Genomic DNA, 24,751 nt, shown 5'->3' with positions numbered 1-24,751 from the left:
AGGCTTAAATGAATAAACGATATGTAATGGTGCACGACGAGAATAAGTGCATCGGCTGCCAAGCTTGTAACGTGGCGTGTCGCAGTGAAAATGGCGTACCCGAAGGCGTAACTCGTCTGCAAGTGCGTGTGGAAGGCCCCTTTGGTGAGATGCCTAATCTGCATTTCAAATATCACAGGGTATCTTGCCAGCAATGTGAAGATGCACCTTGCGTTAAGGTGTGCCCAACGGGTGCGGCCTATGTGGGTGAAGATGGCATTATCTCTATCCATACCGAGAAGTGTGTCGGCTGTATGTACTGTGTGGCGGCGTGCCCTTATAAAGTGCGCTTTATGAACCCAGAAACCAAGGCGGCGGATAAGTGTAACTTCTGTAAAGACAGTCGTTTAGCACGGGGCGAAGAGCCAGCGTGCGTGACTGTGTGTCCAACCGATGCCTTAGTGTTTGGTGATGCCAATGATCCAAGCAGTGAAGTGGCCATCATGCTCAACACTAAAATCACTTACCAAGATAAAACCCATTTGGGCACTAAACCTAGGGTATATCGCGTTCCTACCAAAAGAGGGGGGATTTGATTATGAACAATACTTGGGGCGACATGGCGCAATATGATCCTGTCACTTGGCACTGGGTCATCGCCGTTTACCTGTTTATGGCGGGGTTATCCGCGGGCAGTTTACTGATTGGCATTGGTTTGCGCTGGGCGAATAAGGAACTCAGCGCGGGAGCCGAAAGCAGCATTCTTAAGGCGGCAGCCATTATTGGGCCTGTGGCGATTAGCTTAGGTTTAGCTTGTTTAGTGTTTGACTTAACCAAACCCTTCCACTTTTGGTTGATCTTAATTCACTATAACTTCCAGTCTGTGATGGCAATCGGGGTGCTGGCGCTGCTGGCGTATTCTCCCTTGGCCTTTGCATACGCCATTATTGTGCTGCGGGATGACTTACCAAAATGGGGGTTGGGTTTCCTAACACCTATCGCTAAGTTACTTATGCCATTTCGAAAGCTGATTGAAGTATTGTTGTTTGTCCTCGCGATTGGCGTAGGGGCTTACACTGGCTTCTTAATTTCGGCGATGAATGCTTATCCTATGCTCAACACTGCGGTACTGCCTGCGCTGTTTTTAGTGTCAGGTCTATCGGCGGGCGCTGCGGCAAATGCGGTACTGGCGTTGCTGATGTTTAAGACGGACAACCACGACAAAACCTTAGTGAAGATGCACGGTTTAGAATTGCCTGTGATGGCGATTGAAATTCTGTTCCTGTTCATGTTGTTCTGCGCCTTGTACTTCAAGGGCGGCGCGGCGGCTGCGGCCTTAGCATCGTTAACGTCTGGGTTATGGGCAAGCGTGTTCTGGATAGGCGTTGTCGGTATAGGTTTTGGTATTCCATTGCTGTTTATGCTGCTACCCGCCGCGACTCGCCACACTAAGGGCGCGATGATCATGGTGGCTTGTGCGAGCTTAACGGGCGTACTCGCCTTAAGACACTTTATTGTGTACGCAGGGCAAAGCTATTTAAGCTGAGTGTAAGCTGGCTTTACATATTGATAGATAAAGAAAAAGCACTGGCAATGTCAGTGCTTTTTTATTGTTTGAATCGTGAGAAGGTTTGCCAGTATAAGCAGGACGCTTATTGGGGTAATAACTCGATAACCGACTTCACCGTTAGCACTAAGGCGCTGATACTGCACAGGACTAACGTCGCCATCTTTGTCTTCTCTTTATCGACACGGCCCACTAATCGTCCTGCGACTAAGTAACCTAAAATCACTGAGGGGAGCAGCATCAACGACAGCCACAGATGTTTTAATTCTAATAAGCCAGTGATCGCTAAAATGATCAGTGCAATCATGGAGCTAAAAATGAAGAAGGCCGACAGCGCTGCGCGAAACTGCGAGGCATCTTTGCCTGCCAACAAAATCGCCATCGGTGGGCCACCAATCGCGGCGATATTGCCGAAGATCCCTGAAACCACACCTGCACCGAAGAGGGTTTTCTTATTCACTGGCAGGCTGAATTTATACAGGCTGAGGATCACTGCGACAGTCACAATGGCGGCGATGGATAAACCCAGTATGGGCTGAGGCGCAAACAGCAACAGGCTCGCGCCGATAAAACCGCCGGGCACGCGACCTAGGAGCGCATATTGCAAGCCATTGAATTCTAAGTGACCGCGTTCACGCACTAAGGTCAGCAGGGCGATGGAGAAACCCATAGCAATAACAGGCGCAGGTACAAGTTGTGGATCGACGATATACAGCAAAGGACTGGCGACAACCGCAAGTCCAAACCCAATCAGACTTTGGGTTAAGGCGCCCAGAAACACGACCAGCGAGGCTAAGGCGAGTGTCTGTGGATCTATCATAGAAAACATAGGATTTCCTATATCCCAAACCAACTCAAGATGGTGAAATTTAAAGTTTGAAGTCGCTTGGGTATAAACAAAAAGGGATCGTTAACGATCCCTATTGATGAGCACTGTGATATGACTTTGAAAGCGACGAGTCGCTATTCCATGTCTTCCCACTCGATTCCCATTTGATCCATCAACAACTTGGCTTCTGCGGGAATGCTGTCTGGATTATCTTTTGACAGATCTTCATCGTTGGGCAATGGCTGGCCAGTGTAGGCGTGCAAAAATGCCTCACACAACAGCTCGCTGTTGGTGGCGTGACGCAAATTATTGACCTGACGACGAGTACGTTCGTCCGTGAGGACCTTAAGCACTTTGAGCGGAATAGACACAGTAATTTTTTTTACTTGTTCATTCTTCTTGCCATGTTCAGCATAGGGGCTGATGTATTCCCCATTCCATTCAGTCATTGACTCACCTGTTATAACGCTAAATTCGGGGCAGATTTTAAACCCTTACAAAGAACAGTCAAATTATTGCTACTATTTCTTTGTGATTGCAAACAGATTTCTTTATGTTCAGACGTCTAAACGTCTTCACGCCTATTGACGATGGCGTTGGGCTTAGGTACATTTAGACGTCCAGACATCTCTATCAGTCTATCGAATTTAGGAGTCCACCCATGGCAGAGCGTCAATTAGCCACACTGGCAGTGCGTCAGGGTATCGAAAGCGATACTCAATATGGCGCAGTTGTGCCACCGATTTATTTGTCGACTAATTACGCCTTCGATGGTCATAAAAATCCCCGCGAATTCGATTACAGTCGTTCAGGCAACCCAACTCGCTGCATTTTAGGTGAAGCATTAGCCCAATTAGAAAAGGGCGCCACTGGCATAGTGACGTGCACTGGCATGGCGGCCATCACCTTAGTGACCACTTTGCTCGGCCCTGATGACCTATTAGTTGTGCCCCATGATTGCTATGGTGGTTCCTACCGTTTATTTACCAACTTGGCGAAGAAAGGCCAGTTTAAGCTCATTGTGGTCGACCAAACCGACAGCCAAGCGTTAGCCGCCGCTATTGCGCAGAATCCCAAGATGGTGTGGCTCGAAACCCCATCGAACCCGTTATTGCGTGTGGTAGATATCGAAGCCATTGCTAAGGCGAGCCATGGGGTCGGCGCGCTGGTGGTGGTAGATAACACTTTTTTATCGCCAATATTGCAACAACCCCTATTGTTAGGCGCGGATATCGTTATCCACTCCACCACTAAATATATCAATGGTCACAGCGATGTGGTCGGCGGCGCTGTGGTCGCCAAAGACGCGCAAATCGGCGAAAGCTTACATTGGTGGTCGAACACTCTAGGCTTAACGGGCTCAGCCTTCGACAGTTATCTGACCCTGCGCGGCCTGCGTACCTTAGCGGTGCGTATTCGCGAGCATCAAGCCAATGCCCAGCGTATTATTGAGGTATTAACCCAAAGCCCTGTGGTGAGCAAAGTCTATTACCCCGGTCTTGCGGATCATCCAGGTCACGCCATTGCGGCCAAGCAACAACAGGGCTTTGGCGCTATGCTGAGCTTTGAGCTCAAAGGCGGCGAGGCCGAAGTGGTGGCCTTTTTAGGTGCACTCAGCTTATTTAGCGTGGCGGAAAGTTTAGGTGGCGTCGAAAGTTTAGTTGCAGTGCCCGCCACTATGACCCACAGAGCCATGGAGCCGCAAGCGCGTTTTGAGGCAGGTATTAAGGAAACCCTATTGCGTCTATCGGTGGGTATTGAAGATGCCGCCGATTTAGTTGCAGATATTCAAGCAGGATTAGCCGCCGTTGCGGCTTGTCAGTAGAGGAATAATAGATGGCACGTTGTCACTTACATAAATTTGGTGGCTCCAGTTTAGCGGATGCCGATTGTTATCGCCGAGTCGCCCATATCCTGTTAACCCACGGTCATAGTGATGATCTCGTGGTGGTCTCTGCGGCGGGTAAAAGCACGAATTTCCTGTATAAATTATTAGCGCTGCGTGATGCGGGTCAGCTATGGCAAGAAGAATTACAAGTGCTGATCAGCTACCAACAGGGGTTGATTGAGCAGTTGTTGTCGAATGAACAAGCCCGAGATCTGCGTGAGCGTTTGGCCACTGATAAAGCGCAACTCATCAGCTTGTTGTCTTTAGATGAGCGCAACGAATACCAAATCAACCATGTGGTGAGTTTTGGCGAACGTTGGTCGGCACGTTTAATGGCGGCGCTGCTGCGCGAATCTGGCGTGGCAGCAAGCCATGTGGATGCCTGTTCAATTTTAGTGGCCGATGAAGCCGCTGTGCCACAAATTCGGGTACAGGAATCCCGCGCTAAAGTACAAGCCCTATTAGCTGCGCATCCCAATGAACGCTTAGTGATCACAGGATTTATCTGCGCTAACGAGCGTGGCGATACCTTGTTACTTGGTCGTAATGGTTCAGATTTTAGTGCCAGCCTGATTGCTAGTCTCGCCGATATCGAGCGCGTGACTATTTGGACCGATGTGGAAGGGGTGTTCAACGCCGATCCTAATAAAATCAACGATGCCAAGTTACTGAAAAGCATGTCACTTGCCGAAGCCGATCGCCTAGCGCGTTTAGGCTCGCCAGTATTGCATTCGCGCACTTTGCAGCCGTTATTCAATACCGAAGTGAGCTTAGCGGTGCGTTCAAGTTATGCGTCCCACACCGACTTTACCTTAATCGCGCCCCACAGTTCGTCGGCGAGCGCGCCTGTGGTGACTAATCTCAATGCTGTTGTCCTGTTCGGCTTTAAACTCACGGGTGAGTTAACCCGTTTATTAGATTTATTGATCGCCGCGGGTTTAACGCCATTGGCCCATTGGACCTCTGCCCATCAAAGGGTTGAACTTGCCTATACCGCTGAGAATCAAAAACAAGTTCAAAGATTACTCGATGCCGAGGCAGAAGCATTAGGGATCAGCGAGCAGCAGATCAACACAGATTTTGGTTTAGTCGCATTAGTAAGTGCCGACGCCGAACATTATCGCCGCAGCTTCGCGCGTTTACTGAGCCGTGATGCTAAACCTTTGTTCAGTGGCGATTTAAGTTTAGTGACGTTAGTGCCCCAGTCACAGGTGAATCTGTTAACCCAAAAAGTCCACCGTCGCTGCGCTGGCCCGCGTAAACGCATTGGCGTCTTGCTGCTCGGTGTGGGTAATATCGGTGAGGCTTGGATTGATCTGTTTAAGTCGGTTTCACCCTCACTGGACCATGAACTCGAAGCTAGTGTTGAGTTAGTCGGGTTAGTCAGTTCGAGTAAAGCCTTGATTAAATCCACTGGCATTAATCTTGCCGCGTGGCAAACAGAGTTTAATACTGAAGCAACGCCTTGGCAGTATGAACATTTATTCGAGCAATTAGAGCAAGTTAACTGCGATGAGATGGTGGCCTTAGATATCAGTGCCAGCGCCAGTTTGACGCTGCAATATCCAGAATTGTTCGAGCGTGGCATCCATGTGGTGAGCGCGAATAAACTTGCGGGCTCGGGTCCACTGCCTTTCTATCGAGAGTTAAAGCAGCAACTGGGTAATCGTCGCTTATTTTGGCGCTATAACGCCAGCTGTGGCGCAGGTTTACCCATCCAACATGCGCTAAATGATCTGCGTAACAGCGGTGATAGCGTTGAAGCGGTGGGCGGGATTTTCTCCGGCACCCTGTGTTGGTTATTTGAAAAATACGATACCAGTAAGCCATTTTCAGAATTAGTGATTGAAGCCAGAGGCTTAGGTATTACTGAACCCGATCCCCGCGACGATCTCTCCGGCCGTGATATGCAGCGTAAACTGCTTATTTTGGCCCGTGAAATTGGCCTTGAAATCGAGCTTGAAGATATTGAACTGCGTTCACTCGTGCCAGCCGCTTTGGCGGATATTCCCTTAGATCAATTTCTCACCCGCATTGCCGAGTTAGATGCTGATCTGCTGCAACAGTATGGTGCGGCGGCGGAGCAAAATAAGGTGCTCAGATATGTGGCATCCTTAGACAACAGCGGCCTAGAGCTCAAGGCCGAAGTGGGTTTGCAGTGGATTGATACCCATCACCCTTACGCCAACTTAACCCCTGGTGATAATGTGTTTGTGATCCGCAGTGTCTTCTACCAAGGTAATCCGCTGATCATCCGTGGACCGGGCGCTGGACGCGAAGTGACAGCGGCGGCGGTGCAGTCGGATCTGACCCAGATCTGTCGCGATCTGCTGCAGGAATAACGCGGTATCAAGCCTCTTAAAGGACTCCTTCGAGTCCTTTTTTATTGGCTAGAATAAATCTATCGAATTAACCGAGATTAAATGCGGTTTATGGACATTTTTTGGCTTGACTTACATCTCAGTTTCTCTAGTATATGGACATATAGACGTCCAAACGTCCATTTTAACTAATTCATACTAGCAAAGAGTAGCGCCAAGGGCGGTTGAGGAAATACACATGGCTTTTCATCACGCACAACATTCACAATCGCTGAACCAGAGCTTGTCTGAGCTTAATGGCGATATTAATGTTTCTTTTGAGTTTTTCCCGCCATCGACCCCCGAAATGGAACAGATCCTGTGGAACTCTATCCGTCGTTTAGAGCCGCTGAATCCTAAGTTTGTGTCTGTGACTTACGGTGCTAACTCAGGCGTGCGCGACCGCACTCACGGCGTGATTGAACGTATCCAACAGGAAACCGACCTCGTTGCCGCGCCGCACTTAACCTTAGTGGATGCCAGCGATGAAGAACTGTTAGAACTGGCTAAGCATTACTGGAAGTCGGGCATTCGTGACATAGTGGCACTGCGTGGTGATTTGCCCGCAGGCAGCCCCAAGCCAACCCGTTTTGCGGTGGATTTAGTGCGTTTGCTGCGCTCAGTGGCTGACTTTGATATTTCAGTTGCGGCTTATCCAGAAGTGCATCCCGATGCGAGCAATGCACAGGCGGATTTGATCAACCTTAAGCGTAAGATTGATGCGGGTGCTAGCCGTGCCATCACCCAGTTTTTCTTCGATGTGGAATCTTACCTGCGTTTTCGTGATCGCTGTGTTGCCGCCGGTATCGACGTTGAAATTGTGCCGGGTATTTTACCTGTGACTAACTTTACCCAGCTAAAACGTTTCGCGGGCATGACCAATGTGTCGTTACCGAATTGGTTACATAAGCAATTCGACGGTCTAGAAAACGATGCGGGTACACGCCAATTGGTGGGAGCAAACGTGGCCATCGACATGGTGAAAGTGCTGTCCCGCGAAGGCGTGAAGGATTTCCATTTCTACACCTTAAATCGCGCCGAATTGACCTACGCGATTTGCCACACTTTAGGCGTGCGTCCTAAATAAAACCTTATAAAATAAGCTAATAAAAACGCCGCAGAGAATGCGGCGTTTTGTTTTGTTTAAATTCTAAATTGAGCTAATAAAGTTGTTAAACGGGCTGCGAGTTGGGCAAGTTCATCGCCAGCGCGTGCAGTTTGTACCGCACTATCTGTCGCATTGGTCGCAATATCATTGATGTTATTAACATTTTTATTAATTTCTGCCGAAACCGCACATTGCTCATTTGCAGCGCTGGCGATCTGGATATTCATCTGGCTAATGGTGGAAACCGCATGGGTAATGGCTTCGAGTGCTTCACCCGCTTGGTGAACTTGGGATACACAGCTTTGGGTGGTACGGGTGCTGGTTTCCATCGCATTGACTGTGGACTTAGCTTTATGCTGAAGCGCTTCGATCATCTGCTGAATTTCCGTTGTAGATGCTTGAGTACGACTCGCCAGAGTGCGTACTTCATCGGCAACGACCGCAAATCCTCGACCTTGTTCTCCCGCCCTTGCGGCTTCAATTGCCGCATTGAGTGCGAGTAAATTAGTTTGGTCGGCAATATTACGGATAACCACAAGCACAGAATCGATTTCAGCGGTATTATGCTCTAATTCATTGATTTCACTCGCTGCTGTGGCTATTTCCTCGGCCAGTATGGCGATAGTGGTTACCACTTTTTGTACAACCAATTTGCCTTGTTCGGTTGAGTCATTGGCATGATTGGCGGCATCGGCCGCATCGGTCGCGTTATGGGCAACTTCTTGTACCGTTGCGGCCATTTCATTCATTGCGGTGGCAACTTGCTCGGTTTCGAGGTGCTGGCGACTCGCCATCTTCTGGGTTTCCCGCGTAATGCTCGACATTTCTTCAGCAGAGGTGGCGAGCAGGCTTGTTGAGTCGGCGACGTGGGAAACTGTGTTGTGGATTTTTTCTACAAACCGGTTGAATGCCATCGATAATTCAGCAATTTCATCCTTACCTTTTACCGCGATTCTGCGCGTTAAATCGCCTTCACCTTCAGCGATATCATTCATGGCTTGGGTGGTTTCAGCGATAGGGCGAGTAATCCCTTTGGCAATAAACCAAGCAATGGCGGTTCCAATGACCAGAGCCACTAAACCGATAAGGATCAACTTAAGGCGAATATCCGCTATCGCTTGTTCTGAATGGGTTCTATCCATCGCAATATCGAGTACGCCAAACACGTTTCCTGAGTAATCTTTTATGGCGTGGCGATACAGGGCGTAGGTTTTGTTATTTAAGGAAATAGTGCGTATGACTTCATGGCCTTGCATGACGTTATTGAGTTCATCTGTCGCTTGGGTATCAGGCGTGAATGTAGCGCCAAATAACTTGTACCCTGAACCATCTGGCAAGATGAGGGCAATTTCTGCTTGATAGGCTTGTTTAAAATTATCAAAAAAGGGTTGACCGAAGGACATGCCAAACTCAACTGAGCCCGTGTGTTGTCCGTTGTAAGTCATTGGAACTAAACCACGAATACCTAATCCTTCCACTCCATATTCCAAGCCATAAAGAGGGCGCTTTTGGCTATTTGTTTCAACTATGGTCTTGCGTATGCTGGTGAGATCATCGCCAAATTTTTCAGGACGATGCAAGCGTAAAAAAGAAGTGGCTGGTGGTCTATGGAATTGGAATTGCTGAACCGCAAAATCGCGCTTAAGTTGGGTAAATATAGGTAAGGTACGGGCGGTGAGTTCATCACGCTCGCCTGTTGCAAAGGTGCTTTGAACTTCTGGCGTGAGTGAGATGATGGTTGCCATTGCTTCGGCTAATTTGCCCGATGAGGCTATCTCGGCAACAGCGGTTTCATAGATCTTATGGAGTTCTCTTTGCTCGGATTCTGCAACTTGGCGACTGAATTCAGAGAGAACGAGCGGCATGATAAAGCTCATTACTGTTAACAGTAATAGACAGATCCCAATAACGATCCTCGTACTAATTTTTAGATTTATCAAAACAGCCTCCAATTCATGTGCAAATCAACTCAATTTATCCGTTTGATATTATAGAGATACAACTTGATAAGATTTGAGAGGGCGCGAACCTTTTTAAGTTATTTATTCCCTCTTACGCTCGTTTCGTGCCCTTGGACACAGATCTATTTTGGGCCTAAATATTTACTTAGCCTGCTAACTAAGTATAATGCTTAGCACGCTAACTAAGTGGGTGAGCAAGATGCAAAAAGAATTAGAGCGACTAAAAGAGTTATCACTGGCGGAGCATTTAGGCCGTCTGCATCGACTGTGGCGTACCGTGGCCGATGTTGAGCTGGCACCTTTAGGATTAACTCATCCCCGTTGGACTGCCCTTTGGAAACTGCTGCGTTTAGGCGACAGTGTGAGCCAAAAAGTGTTGGCCGATGCCTTAGAAATTGAATTGGCTTCGCTAATGCGCACCTTAGGGCAATTAGAAGAGCAAGGTTTAGTCGAGCGTCATTGTTGTGACAAAGATAAGCGGGCAAGGATTGTGAGTCTGACGCCAGCAGGATTAGATGTTTTAAAGCAAATGGAAGCGCGGATTATTCAAGTGCGCCGTGAGTTATTAGGCGGGATCAGTGCCGAAGAGTTGAGCGAATTTGAACGCATTATTAGCCTGATCAGCGACAACGCAAGCGCCAAATTAACCAAGGTTACAGACACCCTTTTGTGAGAAAGAAGATGACACCGGATCAACAGTTTGCCCGTTTAGTAAAATTTGCCATGTTTGGCTTTGTGATGGTTTTTGGCTATTTCATGCTGGCCGACACTATGATGCCATTGACGCCTCAAGCAATGGCGACCCGTGTAGTGACTAAAGTGACACCGCAGATCAGCGGTAAAATCCAGACCATAGCCGTGACCAATAACCAAACGGTTGCCAAGGGCGATTTGTTGTTTCAAGTCGATCCCGCGCCTTATGAGTTAGCGGTATCGCAAGCTAAATTGGCCTTAGAGCAAGCCCGTCAAGATAATTCTGAGTTAGATGCCTCGCTACTGGCTGCTAAGGCCGAGGTCAATGCCAATAAAACCACCTCACAACAAAAACGCAGCGAGGCTAAACGTCTCGATGCCCTGTATGCCACCCATGGTGTATCGCAGCAGCAAAAGGAGCTAGCCGATAGCGATGCCGCAGCTGCTGAAGCCAATTTGCTTGCCGCCAATGCGCGTTTAGAAAAACTCAAAGTGAGTCGTGGCAGTTATGGCGAAGAGAATCTTAAAGTGCGTCAGGCGCAAAATCATTTAGCCCAAGCCGAGCTTAATCTGTCTTATACCCAAATACGTGCAGATCAAGATGGGATAGTGACTAACTTACAGTTAGAAGTCGGTAGTTTTGCGACCGTGGGGCAACCTCTGTTGGCCGTGGTATCGGATAAAGTGGATATTATTGCCGATTTTCGCGAGAAGAGCCTGCGTGGCGTGAATGCTTCTTCGACCGCTTTGATTGCGTTCGATGGCGAACCTGGGCGTTTATATCGGGCGACGGTGAGCAGTGTCGATGCGGGCGTGAGTGCTGGGCAATTCGATGCCAATGGCCGTTTAGCCGCGCCACAGGAATCGGACCGTTGGGTACGTGATGCCCAAAGATTGAGATTACATCTAGTGTTAGATGGTATGGCAATGAACAGCTTACCTGCGGGTGCGCGCGCGACCGTGCAACTGCTGCCCGAGAATAGTCTGTTTAGCTTGCTCGCTAAGGTGCAAATTAAAGCAATCAGCCTGCTGCACTATATTTACTAGCCTATTTACTAGAATGTTTACTAGCGTATTTGCCAGCATATTTATCGGCATATCCATCAGTACTTATCTGTGTTGACGAGCACGAGTGACTCGCGGTGGTTTGTATTTGCCACGAGTCGCTTGAGTGAACGCTTCAAAGCAACATAAGTGTGAACGCAGCATAAGCCAGCTAAACATCCTCATTTAATGTATCGATAGAACAAGGCGACGAGCATGTTACTACGCCATAGCCCATTGACGGCCAACGATTTACGCCAGTGTTTACGGATTGCGACTGGCGCGACCTTAGGTTTTACCCTGTGTAAAATTTTTGGTTGGAGCAATGGAGTCTTTTTCACTGTGACACCTATGCTACTACTCGGATTAGTGCCAGTGATGAATGGTCATGCTATGCGCCAATTATTGGCTTCATCTGCCATGGCTGGGTTAGAGGTTGGGTTACTCGGCGGTTTCTTTGGCAGCCATCCCGGCATGATGACTCCCATCGTTTTCCTATTATTTTTATACCGCTTTGCGGCCATGTCCCGCGGCAGTTTGTTTCTCTTTGGTGCCAACGGTGTGCTGAGTCTCAGTATCATGCTGCACTTTGCAAGCTATCCCGGCGTTGACTTAAACGACTTAGTTTTCAGTAATTTTTGGGCGACAGCACTTTCAGTAGTTATCGCCTACGCTATGACGGCACTCTGGCCCGATGTGGAACCAAGAGCGGCTTACAAACCTGGGCCTAAGGCGCCGCATCGAATGCGCCACGAAGCCTTGCTCGGCGCGACCATAGCGACGGCATCGTTTCTGGTGTTCCAAATATTTGATCTGCGGGATTCGATGTCGGCTCAAGCGACTACTCTTTTGCTATTGTTTCCTATGCATTGGAATGGTGCACTCGACTATGCCCGTAAGCGCGCCATAGGCACCCTGTTGGGGGTGTCGTTTGGGATACTCGTGCAGTTGCTGCTCTATGATTGGTCAGGGCTATTGATGTTAGTTGTGCCCTTGTTGTGGATTGGACTGATGATTTTTAGCCAAGCCCATGTGCGCGAGGCGAATGGCTCAGGTGTCGGTTTTGGTGCTATGACCACGTTAGGGATTTTGTTTGGGCAGTATTTGACCCCAGGTAACGACTTAATCTTCAGTGCCTTATATCGAGTGAGCAGTATTTTAATCGCTATCGTTGGCACGTTACTTTTATGCTATTTGATACATAAGTTATTGAATCGTTTCGAATCGACGCGATTTGGTTATTGAGCAGGCCATTAAGTCTTGAAGGCTTGCAGCTTAACCTTGTACAGAGTAAGGTAAATTTATCCCGTTTGAATTGAACAATAAGTGACTCTTAATGAATGTTAAGGCTCATTTATTGGCTGTTTTAAAAATGAGCGGCTGATTTTAAAATGGGTTTAGTGTGTGAGCACAAACATAAATAACAATAACCCCTATGCTTTAGAGCTTAATTCTCTTCAAGGATAGAACATGAAGATTAAAACATTAGTCATAGGCTTAACGCTATGTAGCGGCTATGCCGCTGCCGCCGAGCCTTCTGACAAACAATCGATGAACGTTATGCCACAAGCTGCGCAGTTATGTGTGTCTTGCCATGGGGCAGGGGGTGAGGGTATTGAACCACTCGGCCCTCGATTAGCGGGATTATCTAAAGAATATATCTCGACACAATTGCAGCATTTCCAAGCGGGCGTTCGCCAAAACGCGACCATGATGCCGATGTCAATGACGCTCCAAGGTGACGGTATTGAGCAAGTGTCGAGCTATTTTTCAGCTAAGCCTGCCAATGAAGTCAAGCCTGTTATCCGCGGTGAACAAGTTGTTTTTAATGATGATACCGCCCGTTTAGCCTATCAAGGTGATTGGTCCCGTGGTTTACCAGCCTGCGTGACCTGCCATGGTCCTTCTGCATTAGGTGGCGGCTTATTTCCTCGCTTAGCAGGTCAACAGGCGAGTTATATCAAAACGCAATTATTAGCATGGCAGTCGGGAACACGTAAAGGTGATGTCGATGGCATGATGGGGAGCGTCGCGAATAAGCTCACCGTCGCCGAGATTGATGCGTTAGCCAACTACTTTGCGAATTTAAAATAAGGAGCCGGCCATGAAATATTCCGCAATGTTATTACTGGCCGCGATGGGGTCGTTAACCGTTCAGGCGCAAGCTGAAACTGAGCCAGTACAAGAACGCCCAGATAAGCAAGCTCCGCTGCCTTCTTTCCCTAAGGTAGCAGATCAAACCTATCTTACCCCTAGACCTTTGAGTGCGATTCCCGAAGGCGCCTTTGGTGATAAAGTGCGTTTAGGTTATCAACTGTTTGTGAATACCCAACAGCTGCGTGATAAGTATGTGGGTAATGAGCTTAACTGTACCAATTGCCATATGGATGCAGGCCGTAAAGCCAATGCATCACCCCTCTGGGGCGCGTATTTTGCTTATCCGGCGTATCGTAAAAAAGACAATAAAGTCAGTAGCTTTGAAGAACGCATCCAAGGCTGTTTTAACTATTCGATGAATGGTAAAGCCCCAGCATCAGGTAGCCCTGAGTTAGTGGCGCTTTCTGCTTACGCTTATTGGTTAGGCATGGGCGGCTTGATGGATGAGGCTAATATCAGTGGCCCTGTTCCTGAGATCAGTGATGCTGAGTTAGTCAAAGGTGCTAAGCGGGATGACTTCCCACTACCAGAGGCATTAGCTAAGGCTATGACAGTTGAGCAACGTGCTAACTTGCCGGGGCGAGCTTATCCTGAGATCCCAAAACCCGAACAAGCCTATTCACCTGAACGAGGTAAAGCCGTGTATGTCGCCCATTGCCAAACTTGTCATGGTGTTGATGGGCAAGGTCAAGCCATTGCGGGTGTGTATGCACTGCCGCCGCTGTGGGGACCTCAAAGTTATAACTGGGGAGCGGGAATGCACAGGGTCAATACTGCCGCATTTTTCATTTATGAAAACATGCCCTTTGGTAAGAGTATGCAGTTGACGAACCAACAGGCTTGGGATGTTGCCGCTTACATCAACTCCCACGAGCGTCCGCAGGACCCACGTAGCAAAGGTGATGTAAAGCAAGCGCAGGAGAAATACCATAATGACAGCGATTACTATGGTCTCACTGTTGATGGCAAAGTGTTAGGCACTGAGTCCTATCCGATTTTCCCTAAGAAGTCATAGTTGAGCCGCTGAGATTAAGTGCTCGTGTGATGTTATAAAGCGAGTGAATAAGTTAGACAGAAAAGCCAGCAAGCATTTAGCTTTGCTGGCTTTTTTATTAATTAGCCCAAGAGTTTAGGCTTGTCATGGCACTTTCTCACCGACACGCAGCTAGTCCATCCGTGGATGCTCGACCGCCCCGTCCATGGGGCGGACGGTCGTCTCGCAAATCACCATGACTCACCTTTCGGACATCAGTGTTAACTGTCGCTTTAAAAGCATACGGAGATTTTCGCTATAAGTGGCTTATTCACTATCTCGAATGTGCAAAACGTATTGAGGGAGTCGAACCCTCTATACGTTTTCTAAGAAGCTGATTTACGATGGTTTTTGATCAAAGGAAACAAAGTTTTGTTACACCTTACTGTATTTCTATCGAAAGAGAAATGTGCAAGTGATCTCAGGCCTTACCAAGCCACTCCGTTATTCACCGTGCCAAAATACTTCTCAGTAAATAAGGTCTCGATTTTTCAGGATGAAAAATGTTGATAAGCCACTGATGCTGATGTTAACTTATTGGCGTCATTAAATTATTTTCTCGTTTATTCCCATGTCTAACTCTATTCGGGTTGGGTTTTATTAGAAGAGCGGGTAATACACTGTTATGTGTTGGCGCGGGATATCTCGATATATTTGATAGAGTGTTATATGAATTTGAATGGACAGCAAAAAATTGTTGATATGCTTGGAGAGTGCCACAGAGAGCTTACTCATATCCAAGGCTCAATGGGTGAGCCGGAGTCTCTGACTAAAGAACCCTTGTTAAATATCCACCTTTTTAGGGCTATTAACAATGAAGTTGAGCTGTGGCTTCAAAATCCAAAGAATAATTCAGTAGTCACGCTTGCAAGCAGAAATATCTTTGAATTGTACTTAATCTTGCTTGAAGTTAACTCAAATGAAGATTCATTGAAAAGGTTTTATGCTCAGTTGGCTGGCGACATAGATGATCTAAATGCTGCATTTATAAAAAAGTGTAAAGCAGCGAGTTATGCTATACCAGAAAGTGCTTTTGGCGTACTTCAGGAAGAGACTGCTTCTATTCCTTTTGAAATCGTCACAACTCGTCCTTTTAATATGCGAAATTTAGCTAGTGAGCATGATTATCTAGAGGACTATGATTTTTTCTATAAGCTAAGTTCAAAGTTGATTCATCCTTCGGCACTAAAAGTCTTCGGTATTGAAAACGATAGCCCTCAGTATGAAGTGGTGGCTATGGCGGGGTATCATTTTGTCACTAAAGCTACAGATTATGCGGTGAGTCTATACAACGACCAGTTAGCATTGCGAGCAGCCAACACATAATAAATCGAACTCAGCATGTATGCATCTGTGAACACACTTGCTATAACACAGGAATGCGGTTCACTGAGCCAAATGAATACACCCAAATATCATTTAAGTTAGATAACTTGATGAATACAACCAATTGAACTTTATTGAAACATCCATAGTTAAATTTAGCGACAGGTATACTCGGGAATTAACGAGATTAAGTACTTGCATGGAAGTGACCGTTGGCGGCAAGGATGCCGCCGTCGAGCCCTCAGGGATGACTCATTTCTAAATCAAAGTTGGCGTGTCACTGGAATACAAGTACTTAATCTTTTAGCAAATCAGAAAGGATACTTTATTGTATCTGACCGATAATGGCATAGAGAATATCACTATAATGCCTAGGACATTATTAACACTTCTTTTTAAATCATAAGCAGGCGTGTCACTGGGAAAATAATGGCAATTAATGCTGCATAACTCAGCAGCTTTGCTTTGGTGGGAAACAACTCAGCCTGAGTTGCAAAAAAACATTATGATCTCCGCGCTATAACAACTTATCTTGCTATAAGGATTACCGTGTCTCAGCCATTGGAAGAACCTAAGTTAGAAACTGCACAAATTTGCCCTTTGTGCCAAGGCGCGAATCAATGTGCTGTGATTTTAGGTAAGGGTATTGAGGATTGTTGGTGCGCTCTGCAAACATTTCCACCTTTGGCCGCCTTGCAAGCGCAAGCATCAGATTCGCCGCTAGGGGTCATCAACCATATTTTACCGTCTGCCGATGCGTGTATTTGCCAAGCTTGTTTAATCCAACTTAAGCAGGGGTTAAGTCTGGGGCAGCTTGCAGAGCAGGATGAAAAAAGCCCATCGAGTGTGAGCGATGGGCTAGGTTATGAGGTGAAATAGCGGGCTGAAGTAATGAGCTATCGATTTATGGTGTAATCCAGTTGCACAGTGGTTTGTGCCTCAACGGCTATACCATTTTCAAACTTGGGTGCGTAACGCCATTTATCTATCATTTTTAGCGTTTCTTTCTCAAAGAGAGCACCACCCTTAGAAGCTAAAATTTCAGGATTTTTGACGAAGCCATTTTCATCGACAGTAAATTTAAGCTGAACCCAGCCACTTTTACCTCGTTGCGCATAGGACATTGGATAGTCTGGTGCGGTACGGAAAATAGGTTGTTGTTCCTGTGCGTCGGCCCAAGGACGCATTTTGCCGATAGCAATACAGTGGGCGGTGGACTCGTCACGCTTTCCTTGGCGCTCATAGAGTTCGACTAAATAAGCGTGGGCACTTAAGGCATAGGGATGGCTAAAGTTAAGGGCTTCAAACTGCTTCACGACTTCTAAAAGTAATGGCATCGCTTTGTCATCATGCTTTTCTGCATACTCAACGGCACCCACAACATAGGTTGCCTTGACTCTGTCTATGGCGTTCTCTGGTAAAATCTCTTTATAAATATCATAGGCATCGAAGGCATAGCTTCTTACGCTTTTGGTGTATAGCTCTGTATTTGATAAGCGGTTGAAGGCGGCCATTTTTACATCGGCGAGCAGTTTCTTTTTATCGGATTTTTCAGCAATTGCGATAGCAGTAAGCAAATCATTTTTCGCATCTTTGGCTTCAACGGCGGTTTGTGCAGCACCCAGTAAGGGATCGATAAGCTCAAGCGCTTCTTTGCCATAATGAACTTTATAGTTAGCCAGAGCGAGTTGATACAACTCATTCGCCTTAGCCGTTTTTGGCAGATTATTTTCTGTAAATGGGTAAGGTGCAACTTGCTTTTCTATCGCGCTGGCCCAGTTCATGGCGAGATTCGCTAAGTCGACACTGTCTTTGGCATATTGGGCTTCGCCGAGTTGATAAGCGGCTTTTGCGCTTGCTTCAATATTTGCAGCATCGCCTTTTTCTACGGCGGCTTGATAGTCACTATAGGCTTTGGTAAAGCTATTTTCTGAGGCATGCACGCTAAGAGAAGTGCCTAAAGTGAGGGCAAGAAGACAGGCAATTGGCAGCATTTTTCCGTGTGGCATTCTATATATCCTTATTATTGATGAATTTAGATGATACATAGGTGTACATTTTGAGGCAAGTTAGTTTGGCTTTTGTTAATGATGCTTGTGGTGAATGCAGATAACTGAGCACTGAGAACTGAGATTGAAAATAAGCGAGCCCAGCTGAAACTGAGTTCGCTTATTGATCAGTGTTTTGTCGTTTTACTCGCCGCAATCACTTAGTAGTGAAAGTCACGGCGAACTGTCCAAGCGCGCCGTATTCAAATTTGCAGATCTGTGCCAATGGCAGATCGAGGACGCCAGCGTAAGAGCCTGTGATCACATATTGCCCTTGAGTTAAGCCAATGCCTTGGGCGGATAAAAAGTTAACTAACCAGTAGAGTCCCGCCTTAGGGAAACCGTTGGGATGAATGGCGGATTTTTGCAGAGTATCGCTTTGCTGATGCTCGTCATTGGCAATATCAACGCTGAGTTCAAAACAGCTGGTTTCTAAACCTTCTTGCGGATTAAGCACAGGCCCTAACCACAGTCCTTGATTGACTAAGCCATCGGCGAGGGCATCAAAATACGTCGCTTCACTGGGTGTGTGGTAGCGGCTTTTGATCAATTCCAAGGCTAAGCGTGTGTGGCCTAAGGCCTCGTCGATTTCAGCCTCTGTGTAAGGCGTGCTTCTTGGCGGTAAATCGCGAGCAATCTCGAAGGCGAGTTCGGGTTCTACTCGGGCGAGGCCTTTAGTCGATGGATAAAGTGGGCAAGTGGTCGATTGTTGATATACATCAGCTTGATAAATAGACGCTACGACGGTTTTTTCCGCCGTGGGCAATAGGCATTTCCACGCTGCGATAGGATTGTTATCGCTTGCCTTAAATATTTCTGCTACAGCTTGTTGAATAGCGAAGGCCTGTTCGAAGCTGGTTGGCCTTAGTTCTGGGATCAGTAAATCGCCGCTCGTGCCTGCTGCGCGTCGCTCGGCTAATTCTTTGGCTGCGGTATTAATATGTGTTTTAACTTGTTCGATCGTGGCGGTAGATAACATTAACTTTCCTATTTAAAGCGTTAGCTTAAAAAGAAGTGGCCTAGAGTGTGTGTGGCAGAAGCCATTTTTATGGGCCAAATATACTCGGTTATTGGCAACGCGGGAAATGCCAATGTTGGCTTTCGGGGTAAATCTGCTGCAGTTGAATCAAGAGTGCGGCCAATATTCCAATTATCGTAAGATGCTGAAACTTGCCTCATATAAGTGTCAGCTAAAGTATCCAAGCTAACGCGAATGTTTCCATGATGATCCGCTAGATATTGTGTTAGCTCAGTGCCAGAATGGCTGTCCATTTTGCGGTTTCTACTGGACTCCTTCGTGAATCTTAGCCATAACGCCCCTCAGGCAAATAATCATGCTCAACTCGGGCTCCTGTTCATCTCAGTTGCGGTTTTATTTTGGGGCATGTTACCGATAGCATTAAAGCTCTCTGCGGCCTTTATTGATCCCGTGACTCTTACTTGGTTTCGTTTTCTGGTCGCGCTTTTAGTCAGCATAGTGATCCAATGGAGCGCAGGTAGTCTTAAGCAATTTGCAGCACTCGATGCCAAAGTTTGGTTAAGGTTAGTGCTTGCTGGCATCTTCTTGATGCTCAATTATGTGTCTTTTGTTTACTCACTCGATTACCTCGCACCCGGCGCCGCCCAACTTAATTTCCAGACTTCACCCTTTTTCCTCGCGTTTGGTGGTGTGTTGTTTTTTAAGGAACGGCTTAATGCAGTGCAACTCAGCTGTTTTGCAACCTTAGCTTTAGGTATGTTGATGTTTTTCCATCCTAATTTAAATTTTTCTGGGGCTAATAATCATCAGGTTTGGATTGGGGTGATGATCATCCAGTTCTCAGCACTGTCGTGGACTAGCTATGCCTTATTGCAAAAATCCTTACTGAATCGTTTGTCGCCCGCGAACGTGCTCTTAGTGATCTATGGCTTAGGTATTTTCGTAATGGCTCCCTTTAGCGACTTTAGTCAGTTTGTCCGTATGGACAGCTTCGATTGGCAGATAGCACTGTTTTGCGCCGCCAATACCTTGATCGCCTATGGCTGTTTTGGCCAGTCGATGAAGTATTGGCCGACGGCGCAGGTCAGTGCCATGTTGGCCCTAACGCCAGTATTTAGCTTTAGTGCCACGGCGTTAGTGGTGAGTCTTGGCTGGTGGCCAGAAGTATTTCGCGCTGATGAATTAGATGGTTTATCTCTGCTGGGGATTGGCGTGATTATTGTCTCTGTGATGGTGGTGCAATTGCTGCCTATGTACCGTAATCGTCAGGCGAAGCGTTTGCAGGCTGTCTAACGCAGACATTTTATCTATGGGAAAGGCCAGTGATCACTAGACTCAGCGAGTTAAAACTTCAGGATATCCGTGGCGTCATCTTCGATCTCGACGGCACCTTAGCGCATTCTAATCCCGATTTTGCTGGGCTGCGGCGGGAGTTGGGGATTCATTCTGGTACGGATATCTTGGCCCATGTCGAGAGTCTGAGTACGGGTGAAGCACGGGCTAAGGCGTTAGATATTGTCCATGAGTACGAAAGACAAAGTTCACTCAAGGCCAGTTGGATTGATGGCGCGAGGGAGCTTATCGAATGCCTACGGGCCAAGTCACTGCCCTTGGCTATTCTGACTCGCAATATGCCAGAAGCGGCGCAAATAACTATGGATAAACTCGGCATAGATATCGCACTGGTATTAACGCGCTATGATGCTGAGCCTAAGCCGCATCCCGAAGGTATTCATCTTATTTGCCAGCAGTGGCAACTCGCGCCCGCAGATATCTTGTATGTGGGCGATTATCTGTTTGATCTGCAAACTGCGCGCAATGCTGGTAGTCACTGTGCCCTCTATTGTCCTGAAACTATTCCCGATTATGCCCACAACGCTGATATGCTCGTTACTTGCTACCATAGCTTTATTGAAGCATGGACAGTTGGCGACTAGGCATTTTTTGGGGCCGTGACTGCATCTTGCTTATCTTGTTTCAGTCCCAAGCGCACGCTATCTAATAAGGCAATTAGCCAGCAGAGGATAAATCCATACATCAGCTTGTCCGCACCATCACGAATGGTTGCCGTGGTTTGCTTGGTCACTTCGGCCGCAATCACGCCCATATCCAGCGGTAAAACACCAGTTTGAATATCAAGTGAGATAAGCTGTGCTACTTGCATGACTTGTTGCAGCATCAGGCCAAGACTCAGTATTGCCAGCACAAAAAACACTAGGGCGCTGCGTTTATGTTGCAGATAGAAATGGCCGCTGCCGGGGGCGACGAAGGCGGATAATAGTCCAGCGGTAAGGGCTTTTTTCATGGGAGTCGATTACTTATACCATTAAACTCTTTGGAGATTAGACACTAAGCTTTATCTTTGCTAAAGGCAAACTAAGACAAAATCAAGACAACAAAAAAGGAGCCTAGGCTCCTTTTTTAGTCTCTAGCTTAAGCTAGATTAGTCTTCACGTGGTTTACGTGGCTTACGCTCACCGGCAGGTTTGTCTGCACGAGGTTTGCGGTCAGCAAATGGCTTGTCACCAGTAGACGCAGCGCGAGGCTTACGATCACCCGCTGGGCGGTCACCTGTTGGACGATCGCCACGTGGTTTACGGTCACCCGCAGGACGGTCTGAACGAGCACTGCGGCCTGAATCAACAAATACTTGATCACCAGCTTCGCGGATGTTCAATGGCTTGCCACAAACACGTACTTTACGTAGGTGCTGTAACACGTCTTTTGGCATGCCGTCTGGCAGGTCAACAGTGGTCACTGCATCGTAAAGTTGGATTGCGCCAATGTAACGGCTGTCGATGTTAGCTTCGTTTGCGATAGCGCCAACGATGTTACCCACACCCACACCATTCTCACGACCTACGTCGATCACGTAACGGCACATTTTTAAATCTGGGTTGTCTTTCAACGCTTCAGCTGAGCCTAAGCTGGCTGGCATTGGACGCGGTTCGCGACTTCTGCGTTCACCACGCTCACCACCACGGTCATTACGATCACTTCCGCGGTCGCTACGTTCAGTGCGCTCACTGCGTTCATCACGAACACGTTCTTGAATTGCTGGCAATTGCAAAGGACGTTCTTGCTGAACTTGCTGTAATAATGCAGCGGCTAGCAGATCTGTATCGACTTCTAACTGTTGGCATAATTGAGCAACAGCTTCTTTCATGAAATCTAAATCGCCGTTGATTGTTTCAGCCAATTGCTCACCTAAGCGAGACAGACGACGTTCTGCAACAGTCTCTGGGCTTGGGATTTTCATTGGTGAAATGCGGCTGTTAGTTGAACGTTCGATAGTGCGCAGCATGCGCATTTCACGGCTCGTTACAAACAGGATCGCCATACCAGTACGGCCAGCACGGCCTGTACGGCCAATACGGTGTACATAAGCTTCGGCATCATACGGAATATCGTAGTTTACAACGTGACCGATACGCTCAACGTCAAGACCACGGGCCGCAACGTCAGTCGCGATCAGAATGTCTAACTTGCCACGTTTTAGTTGGTCAACTGCACGCTCACGGGCTTGCTGGTTCATGTCACCGTGTAGTGGTGATGAAGCATAACCGCGGGCTTCTAACTTCTCAGCTAACTCAACACATGAGTTACGAGTACGCACGAATATGATTACACCTTCAGTGTTTTCAACTTCTAATACACGTACTAAAGCTTCAAGTTTGTTGTGTTGTGATACTTGTACGAAACGCTGTTCGATTGACTCAACCGTAGTTTGGCTTGATTCGATACGAACATGTACAGGATTACGTAAGTGCTGGTTAGCAACACGCTTAATTTGCTCTGGCATAGTGGCAGAGAATAACGCCAGTTGGCGCTCGCTTGGCGTGTGCTCAAGGATCCATTCGATATCATCGATGAAGCCCATTTTTAACATTTCATCGGCTTCATCTAGCACTAAAGCTTGTAATGAGTCGAGTTTCAAGGTGCCGCGACGCATATGGTCCATAACACGACCAGGCGTACCAACGATAACTTGTGGGCCACGTTTCAGGGCATTCAACTGTTGTTGCATGCTTTGGCCGCCATAAATAGGAAGAACGTGGAAATTCTTCATAAATTTGGCATAGCTACTGAACGCTTCAGCAACCTGCACGGCTAATTCACGTGTTGGTGCTAAGACTAAAATTTGCGGTGTAGTTTGGCTGGTAACTTTGTTTAATAGTGGTAACGCGAAGGCGCCAGTTTTACCTGTACCTGTTTGCGCTTGACCTAAAATATCTTTGCCAGCCATAAGTGGATCAATACTGGCTGATTGGATTGGCGTTGGTTTTTCATAACCTAGCTCGTCAAGAGCACGCAACAAATTCTCGGATAGGCCGAGTTCACGGAAAGTTCTTTCATCGGATGACATTGGGTTGTAGCCTTGTGGATGCGCGCGCGAAATGGCGCTAAAGTTTCACAGACAGAAAATCAACCCCGTGTCGATTTCCCGCGAACGACGGATTATAGCAGCATGGCGGCCACTTTACCAATCAGAGTCACGCTATTTAACCTGTTTTCTGCATTTTTTTCGCTAAAACTGAGCAAGAAACGCGCCACTTCCCATTAATTCTTTAAATATTCAACATTTAATTGAAGTAACTCGAATGCGGACTCTGTCACTGCCGCAAGAAAAGTGATGTCGATTGTCGCGACGGTATCCTCTGGTGTGTGATATTGGGGATGGGTCGGCACACCAAAATACAGCCAAGGGATATTCGCTTTGTGGAAGGGGTAATGATCCGACGCCCGCAGCCAATCGGTACTTTGTATGCTTCGACCAACGGGTTTAGGGTGCGTGAGCTTAATGCAAAGTCGGTTCTGTTGATTCAGTAGGGGTTTAAATTGATTGAACTGAGTGAAGTTTCGACTGCCTTCGAGGTAAATCCCATAGGGCCTGCCGGGGTGACTCACCATATCTAAATTCAACATCAGCTCAAAAGTCGCTTCTGGCAGGCGGGTTTTGAGTTGCTCTACCAAGGCGATACTGCCATAGAGCCCGGGTTCTTCGGCATCGGTTGCCACAAACATCAGGTTTACCTTAGGCAAGGTATTGGGTTGTAGGGCAAATTGCTGTTGCCAATGTTTGGCAATGGCGAGCATAGCAGCGACGCCCGAGGCGTTATCATCAGCGCCGTGGTAAATCTTGCTGCCGCTCATGCCTAAGTGATCATAGTGGGCGACGATAATGCGCCATCGATTCGTCGGTTCTGCCGTCATCACGGTGGCGACCACGTTGGCGCCAGTTTCTTGGGTGAAGAAGGTTTTATATTCAAAGGGCACGATAAAGTCCGCTCCCCAAGGCTGTAAACCTAGCCCCTGAAATTGCTGCTTTATATAGTCACGACTTTTTGCCGCACCTTGAGTTTGGGTTTTGCGGCCTTCAAATTCATCCGAGCTTAATACTGTGACTGTCGCTTGTAACTCTGTGGGCTCGGCCCAAGTGAGTTTTAGCTCAGTGCGTGCACAAGTTTCGGTTGAGTTAGCGCAACCAGTGAGGGTCGTTGCAACAACGCAGGCCAGTGCTAATAAGCCAAGTCTTTGGGATTGATGTCTTATAAGGTGCGTGATCTTGAACTTGGCGAGCAGCTGACCGATACGACTGTGGTTGAATAGAGTCGATGCGCTTAGGTTTATGTCGCTTAGGTTTTTACTTAAAAGTGATTGATACTGCCTCGGTAATATAAGGTGAGTCACTGGGGACTGAGTGCTATCACGCATGGACATTCCTTATCGCTGAAGCCTTCGCCAGAAGATGAATATCATCTTTGCCTAAATCCGATTC

General features: G+C 47.4%; 22 protein-coding genes. 14 read left to right on the top strand and 8 right to left on the bottom strand.

Features of this window, described 5'->3' with window-relative positions; genetic code table 11:
• Positions 1 to 8: 8 nt before the first annotated feature.
• Together KO531_RS06260 and nrfD are read left to right on the top strand one after the other, a co-directional pair.
• Positions 9 to 575, top strand: a complete 567-nt coding sequence (locus tag KO531_RS06260; protein WP_198573398.1) for a 4Fe-4S dicluster domain-containing protein — start codon at positions 9 to 11, stop codon at positions 573 to 575.
• A gap of 2 nt (positions 576 to 577) precedes the next feature.
• Positions 578 to 1,525 carry an NrfD/PsrC family molybdoenzyme membrane anchor subunit gene (gene nrfD / locus KO531_RS06255; RefSeq protein WP_219250644.1) on the top strand — a complete coding sequence of 316 codons (948 nt, stop codon included), beginning with the start codon at positions 578 to 580 and terminating at the stop codon, positions 1,523 to 1,525.
• A 106-nt stretch (positions 1,526 to 1,631) separates the two neighbouring features.
• Here the strand turns inward: nrfD and KO531_RS06250 are convergent, their stop codons facing one another.
• Positions 1,632 to 2,375 carry a sulfite exporter TauE/SafE family protein gene (locus KO531_RS06250; RefSeq protein ID WP_113940051.1) on the bottom strand — a complete coding sequence of 248 codons (744 nt, stop codon included), beginning with the start codon at positions 2,373 to 2,375 and terminating at the stop codon, positions 1,632 to 1,634.
• Between the two features lie 134 nt (positions 2,376 to 2,509).
• Positions 2,510 to 2,824 carry a met regulon transcriptional regulator MetJ gene (gene metJ / locus KO531_RS06245; protein WP_105251319.1) on the bottom strand — a complete coding sequence of 105 codons (315 nt, stop codon included), beginning with the start codon at positions 2,822 to 2,824 and terminating at the stop codon, positions 2,510 to 2,512.
• Positions 2,825 to 3,036: 212 nt separating this feature from the next.
• Between metJ and metB the strand changes: the two genes are divergently transcribed.
• The 3 genes from metB to metF all read left to right on the top strand — a co-directional run bounded on the left by metB (position 3,037) and on the right by metF (position 7,710).
• Positions 3,037 to 4,200, top strand: a complete 1,164-nt coding sequence (gene metB / locus KO531_RS06240; RefSeq protein WP_219250643.1) for a cystathionine gamma-synthase — start codon at positions 3,037 to 3,039, stop codon at positions 4,198 to 4,200.
• Between the two features lie 11 nt (positions 4,201 to 4,211).
• Complete coding sequence (locus KO531_RS06235; RefSeq protein ID WP_219250642.1) at positions 4,212 to 6,605, top strand: bifunctional aspartate kinase/homoserine dehydrogenase II; 2,394 nt, start codon at positions 4,212 to 4,214, stop codon at positions 6,603 to 6,605.
• Between the two features lie 217 nt (positions 6,606 to 6,822).
• Positions 6,823 to 7,710 carry a methylenetetrahydrofolate reductase gene (metF, locus tag KO531_RS06230; protein ID WP_012088154.1) on the top strand — a complete coding sequence of 296 codons (888 nt, stop codon included), beginning with the start codon at positions 6,823 to 6,825 and terminating at the stop codon, positions 7,708 to 7,710.
• Between the two features lie 56 nt (positions 7,711 to 7,766).
• Here the strand turns inward: metF and KO531_RS06225 are convergent, their stop codons facing one another.
• Positions 7,767 to 9,668, bottom strand: coding sequence for a methyl-accepting chemotaxis protein (locus tag KO531_RS06225; RefSeq protein WP_219250721.1), 1,902 nt, complete (start codon positions 9,666 to 9,668; stop codon positions 7,767 to 7,769).
• A 223-nt stretch (positions 9,669 to 9,891) separates the two neighbouring features.
• On the opposite strand from KO531_RS06225, the gene slyA reads away from it, so the two are divergent.
• The 7 genes from slyA to KO531_RS06190 all read left to right on the top strand — a co-directional run bounded on the left by slyA (position 9,892) and on the right by KO531_RS06190 (position 16,824).
• The gene (gene slyA, locus KO531_RS06220) at positions 9,892 to 10,365 is read left to right on the top strand and encodes a transcriptional regulator SlyA (RefSeq protein ID WP_105251323.1); all 474 of its coding nucleotides are present in this window, start codon (positions 9,892 to 9,894) and stop codon (positions 10,363 to 10,365) included.
• Positions 10,366 to 10,373: 8 nt separating this feature from the next.
• Positions 10,374 to 11,432 (top strand): HlyD family secretion protein, encoded by a 1,059-nt coding sequence (locus KO531_RS06215; RefSeq protein ID WP_168825627.1) that lies wholly within the window; start codon positions 10,374 to 10,376, stop codon positions 11,430 to 11,432.
• A gap of 213 nt (positions 11,433 to 11,645) precedes the next feature.
• A complete protein-coding gene (locus KO531_RS06210) occupies positions 11,646 to 12,674 on the top strand; it encodes a DUF2955 domain-containing protein (protein ID WP_113940046.1) in 1,029 nt (342 codons plus the stop codon).
• Between the two features lie 225 nt (positions 12,675 to 12,899).
• Positions 12,900 to 13,523, top strand: coding sequence for a c-type cytochrome (locus tag KO531_RS06205; RefSeq protein ID WP_219250641.1), 624 nt, complete (start codon positions 12,900 to 12,902; stop codon positions 13,521 to 13,523).
• A 10-nt stretch (positions 13,524 to 13,533) separates the two neighbouring features.
• Positions 13,534 to 14,601 carry a c-type cytochrome gene (locus tag KO531_RS06200; protein WP_212600090.1) on the top strand — a complete coding sequence of 356 codons (1,068 nt, stop codon included), beginning with the start codon at positions 13,534 to 13,536 and terminating at the stop codon, positions 14,599 to 14,601.
• Between the two features lie 687 nt (positions 14,602 to 15,288).
• Entirely contained in the window at positions 15,289 to 15,945 is a 657-nt protein-coding gene (locus KO531_RS06195; RefSeq protein WP_219250640.1) for a hypothetical protein, read from the top strand.
• Positions 15,946 to 16,494: 549 nt separating this feature from the next.
• On the top strand, positions 16,495 to 16,824 hold the full coding sequence (locus KO531_RS06190) for a cysteine-rich CWC family protein (protein WP_219250639.1): 330 nt from the start codon (positions 16,495 to 16,497) through the stop codon (positions 16,822 to 16,824).
• A gap of 17 nt (positions 16,825 to 16,841) precedes the next feature.
• On the opposite strand, the gene KO531_RS06185 is transcribed toward KO531_RS06190, so the two are convergent.
• Positions 16,842 to 17,954 (bottom strand): energy transducer TonB, encoded by a 1,113-nt coding sequence (locus tag KO531_RS06185; protein WP_219250638.1) that lies wholly within the window; start codon positions 17,952 to 17,954, stop codon positions 16,842 to 16,844.
• A 196-nt stretch (positions 17,955 to 18,150) separates the two neighbouring features.
• The gene (locus KO531_RS06180) at positions 18,151 to 18,972 is read right to left on the bottom strand and encodes a hydratase (protein WP_219250637.1); all 822 of its coding nucleotides are present in this window, start codon (positions 18,970 to 18,972) and stop codon (positions 18,151 to 18,153) included.
• Between the two features lie 318 nt (positions 18,973 to 19,290).
• On the opposite strand from KO531_RS06180, the gene KO531_RS06175 reads away from it, so the two are divergent.
• Together KO531_RS06175 and KO531_RS06170 are read left to right on the top strand one after the other, a co-directional pair.
• The gene (locus KO531_RS06175; protein WP_113940039.1) at positions 19,291 to 20,265 is read left to right on the top strand and encodes a DMT family transporter; all 975 of its coding nucleotides are present in this window, start codon (positions 19,291 to 19,293) and stop codon (positions 20,263 to 20,265) included.
• Positions 20,266 to 20,294: 29 nt separating this feature from the next.
• A complete protein-coding gene (locus KO531_RS06170) occupies positions 20,295 to 20,909 on the top strand; it encodes an HAD family hydrolase (protein ID WP_219250636.1) in 615 nt (204 codons plus the stop codon).
• Here KO531_RS06170 and KO531_RS06165 read toward each other — a convergent pair.
• The 3 genes from KO531_RS06165 to KO531_RS06155 form a co-directional block, all read right to left on the bottom strand.
• Positions 20,906 to 21,277 (bottom strand): DUF6677 family protein, encoded by a 372-nt coding sequence (locus KO531_RS06165; protein ID WP_219250635.1) that lies wholly within the window; start codon positions 21,275 to 21,277, stop codon positions 20,906 to 20,908. The genes KO531_RS06170 and KO531_RS06165 overlap by 4 nt on opposite strands.
• Positions 21,278 to 21,415: 138 nt before the next feature.
• Positions 21,416 to 23,338, bottom strand: coding sequence for a DEAD/DEAH box helicase (locus KO531_RS06160; RefSeq protein ID WP_011847889.1), 1,923 nt, complete (start codon positions 23,336 to 23,338; stop codon positions 21,416 to 21,418).
• 194 nt (positions 23,339 to 23,532) lie between these two features.
• Positions 23,533 to 24,687, bottom strand: a complete 1,155-nt coding sequence (locus tag KO531_RS06155; RefSeq protein WP_219250634.1) for a M28 family peptidase — start codon at positions 24,685 to 24,687, stop codon at positions 23,533 to 23,535.
• Positions 24,688 to 24,751 lie beyond the last annotated feature (64 nt).

Source organism: Shewanella sp. NKUCC06_TVS, assembly GCF_019345515.1.
GTDB classification, from domain to species: domain Bacteria; phylum Pseudomonadota; class Gammaproteobacteria; order Enterobacterales; family Shewanellaceae; genus Shewanella; species Shewanella oncorhynchi.
Note: the sequence above shows the minus strand (reverse complement) of the source record. Positions and strands in the feature narration are given on the sequence as shown.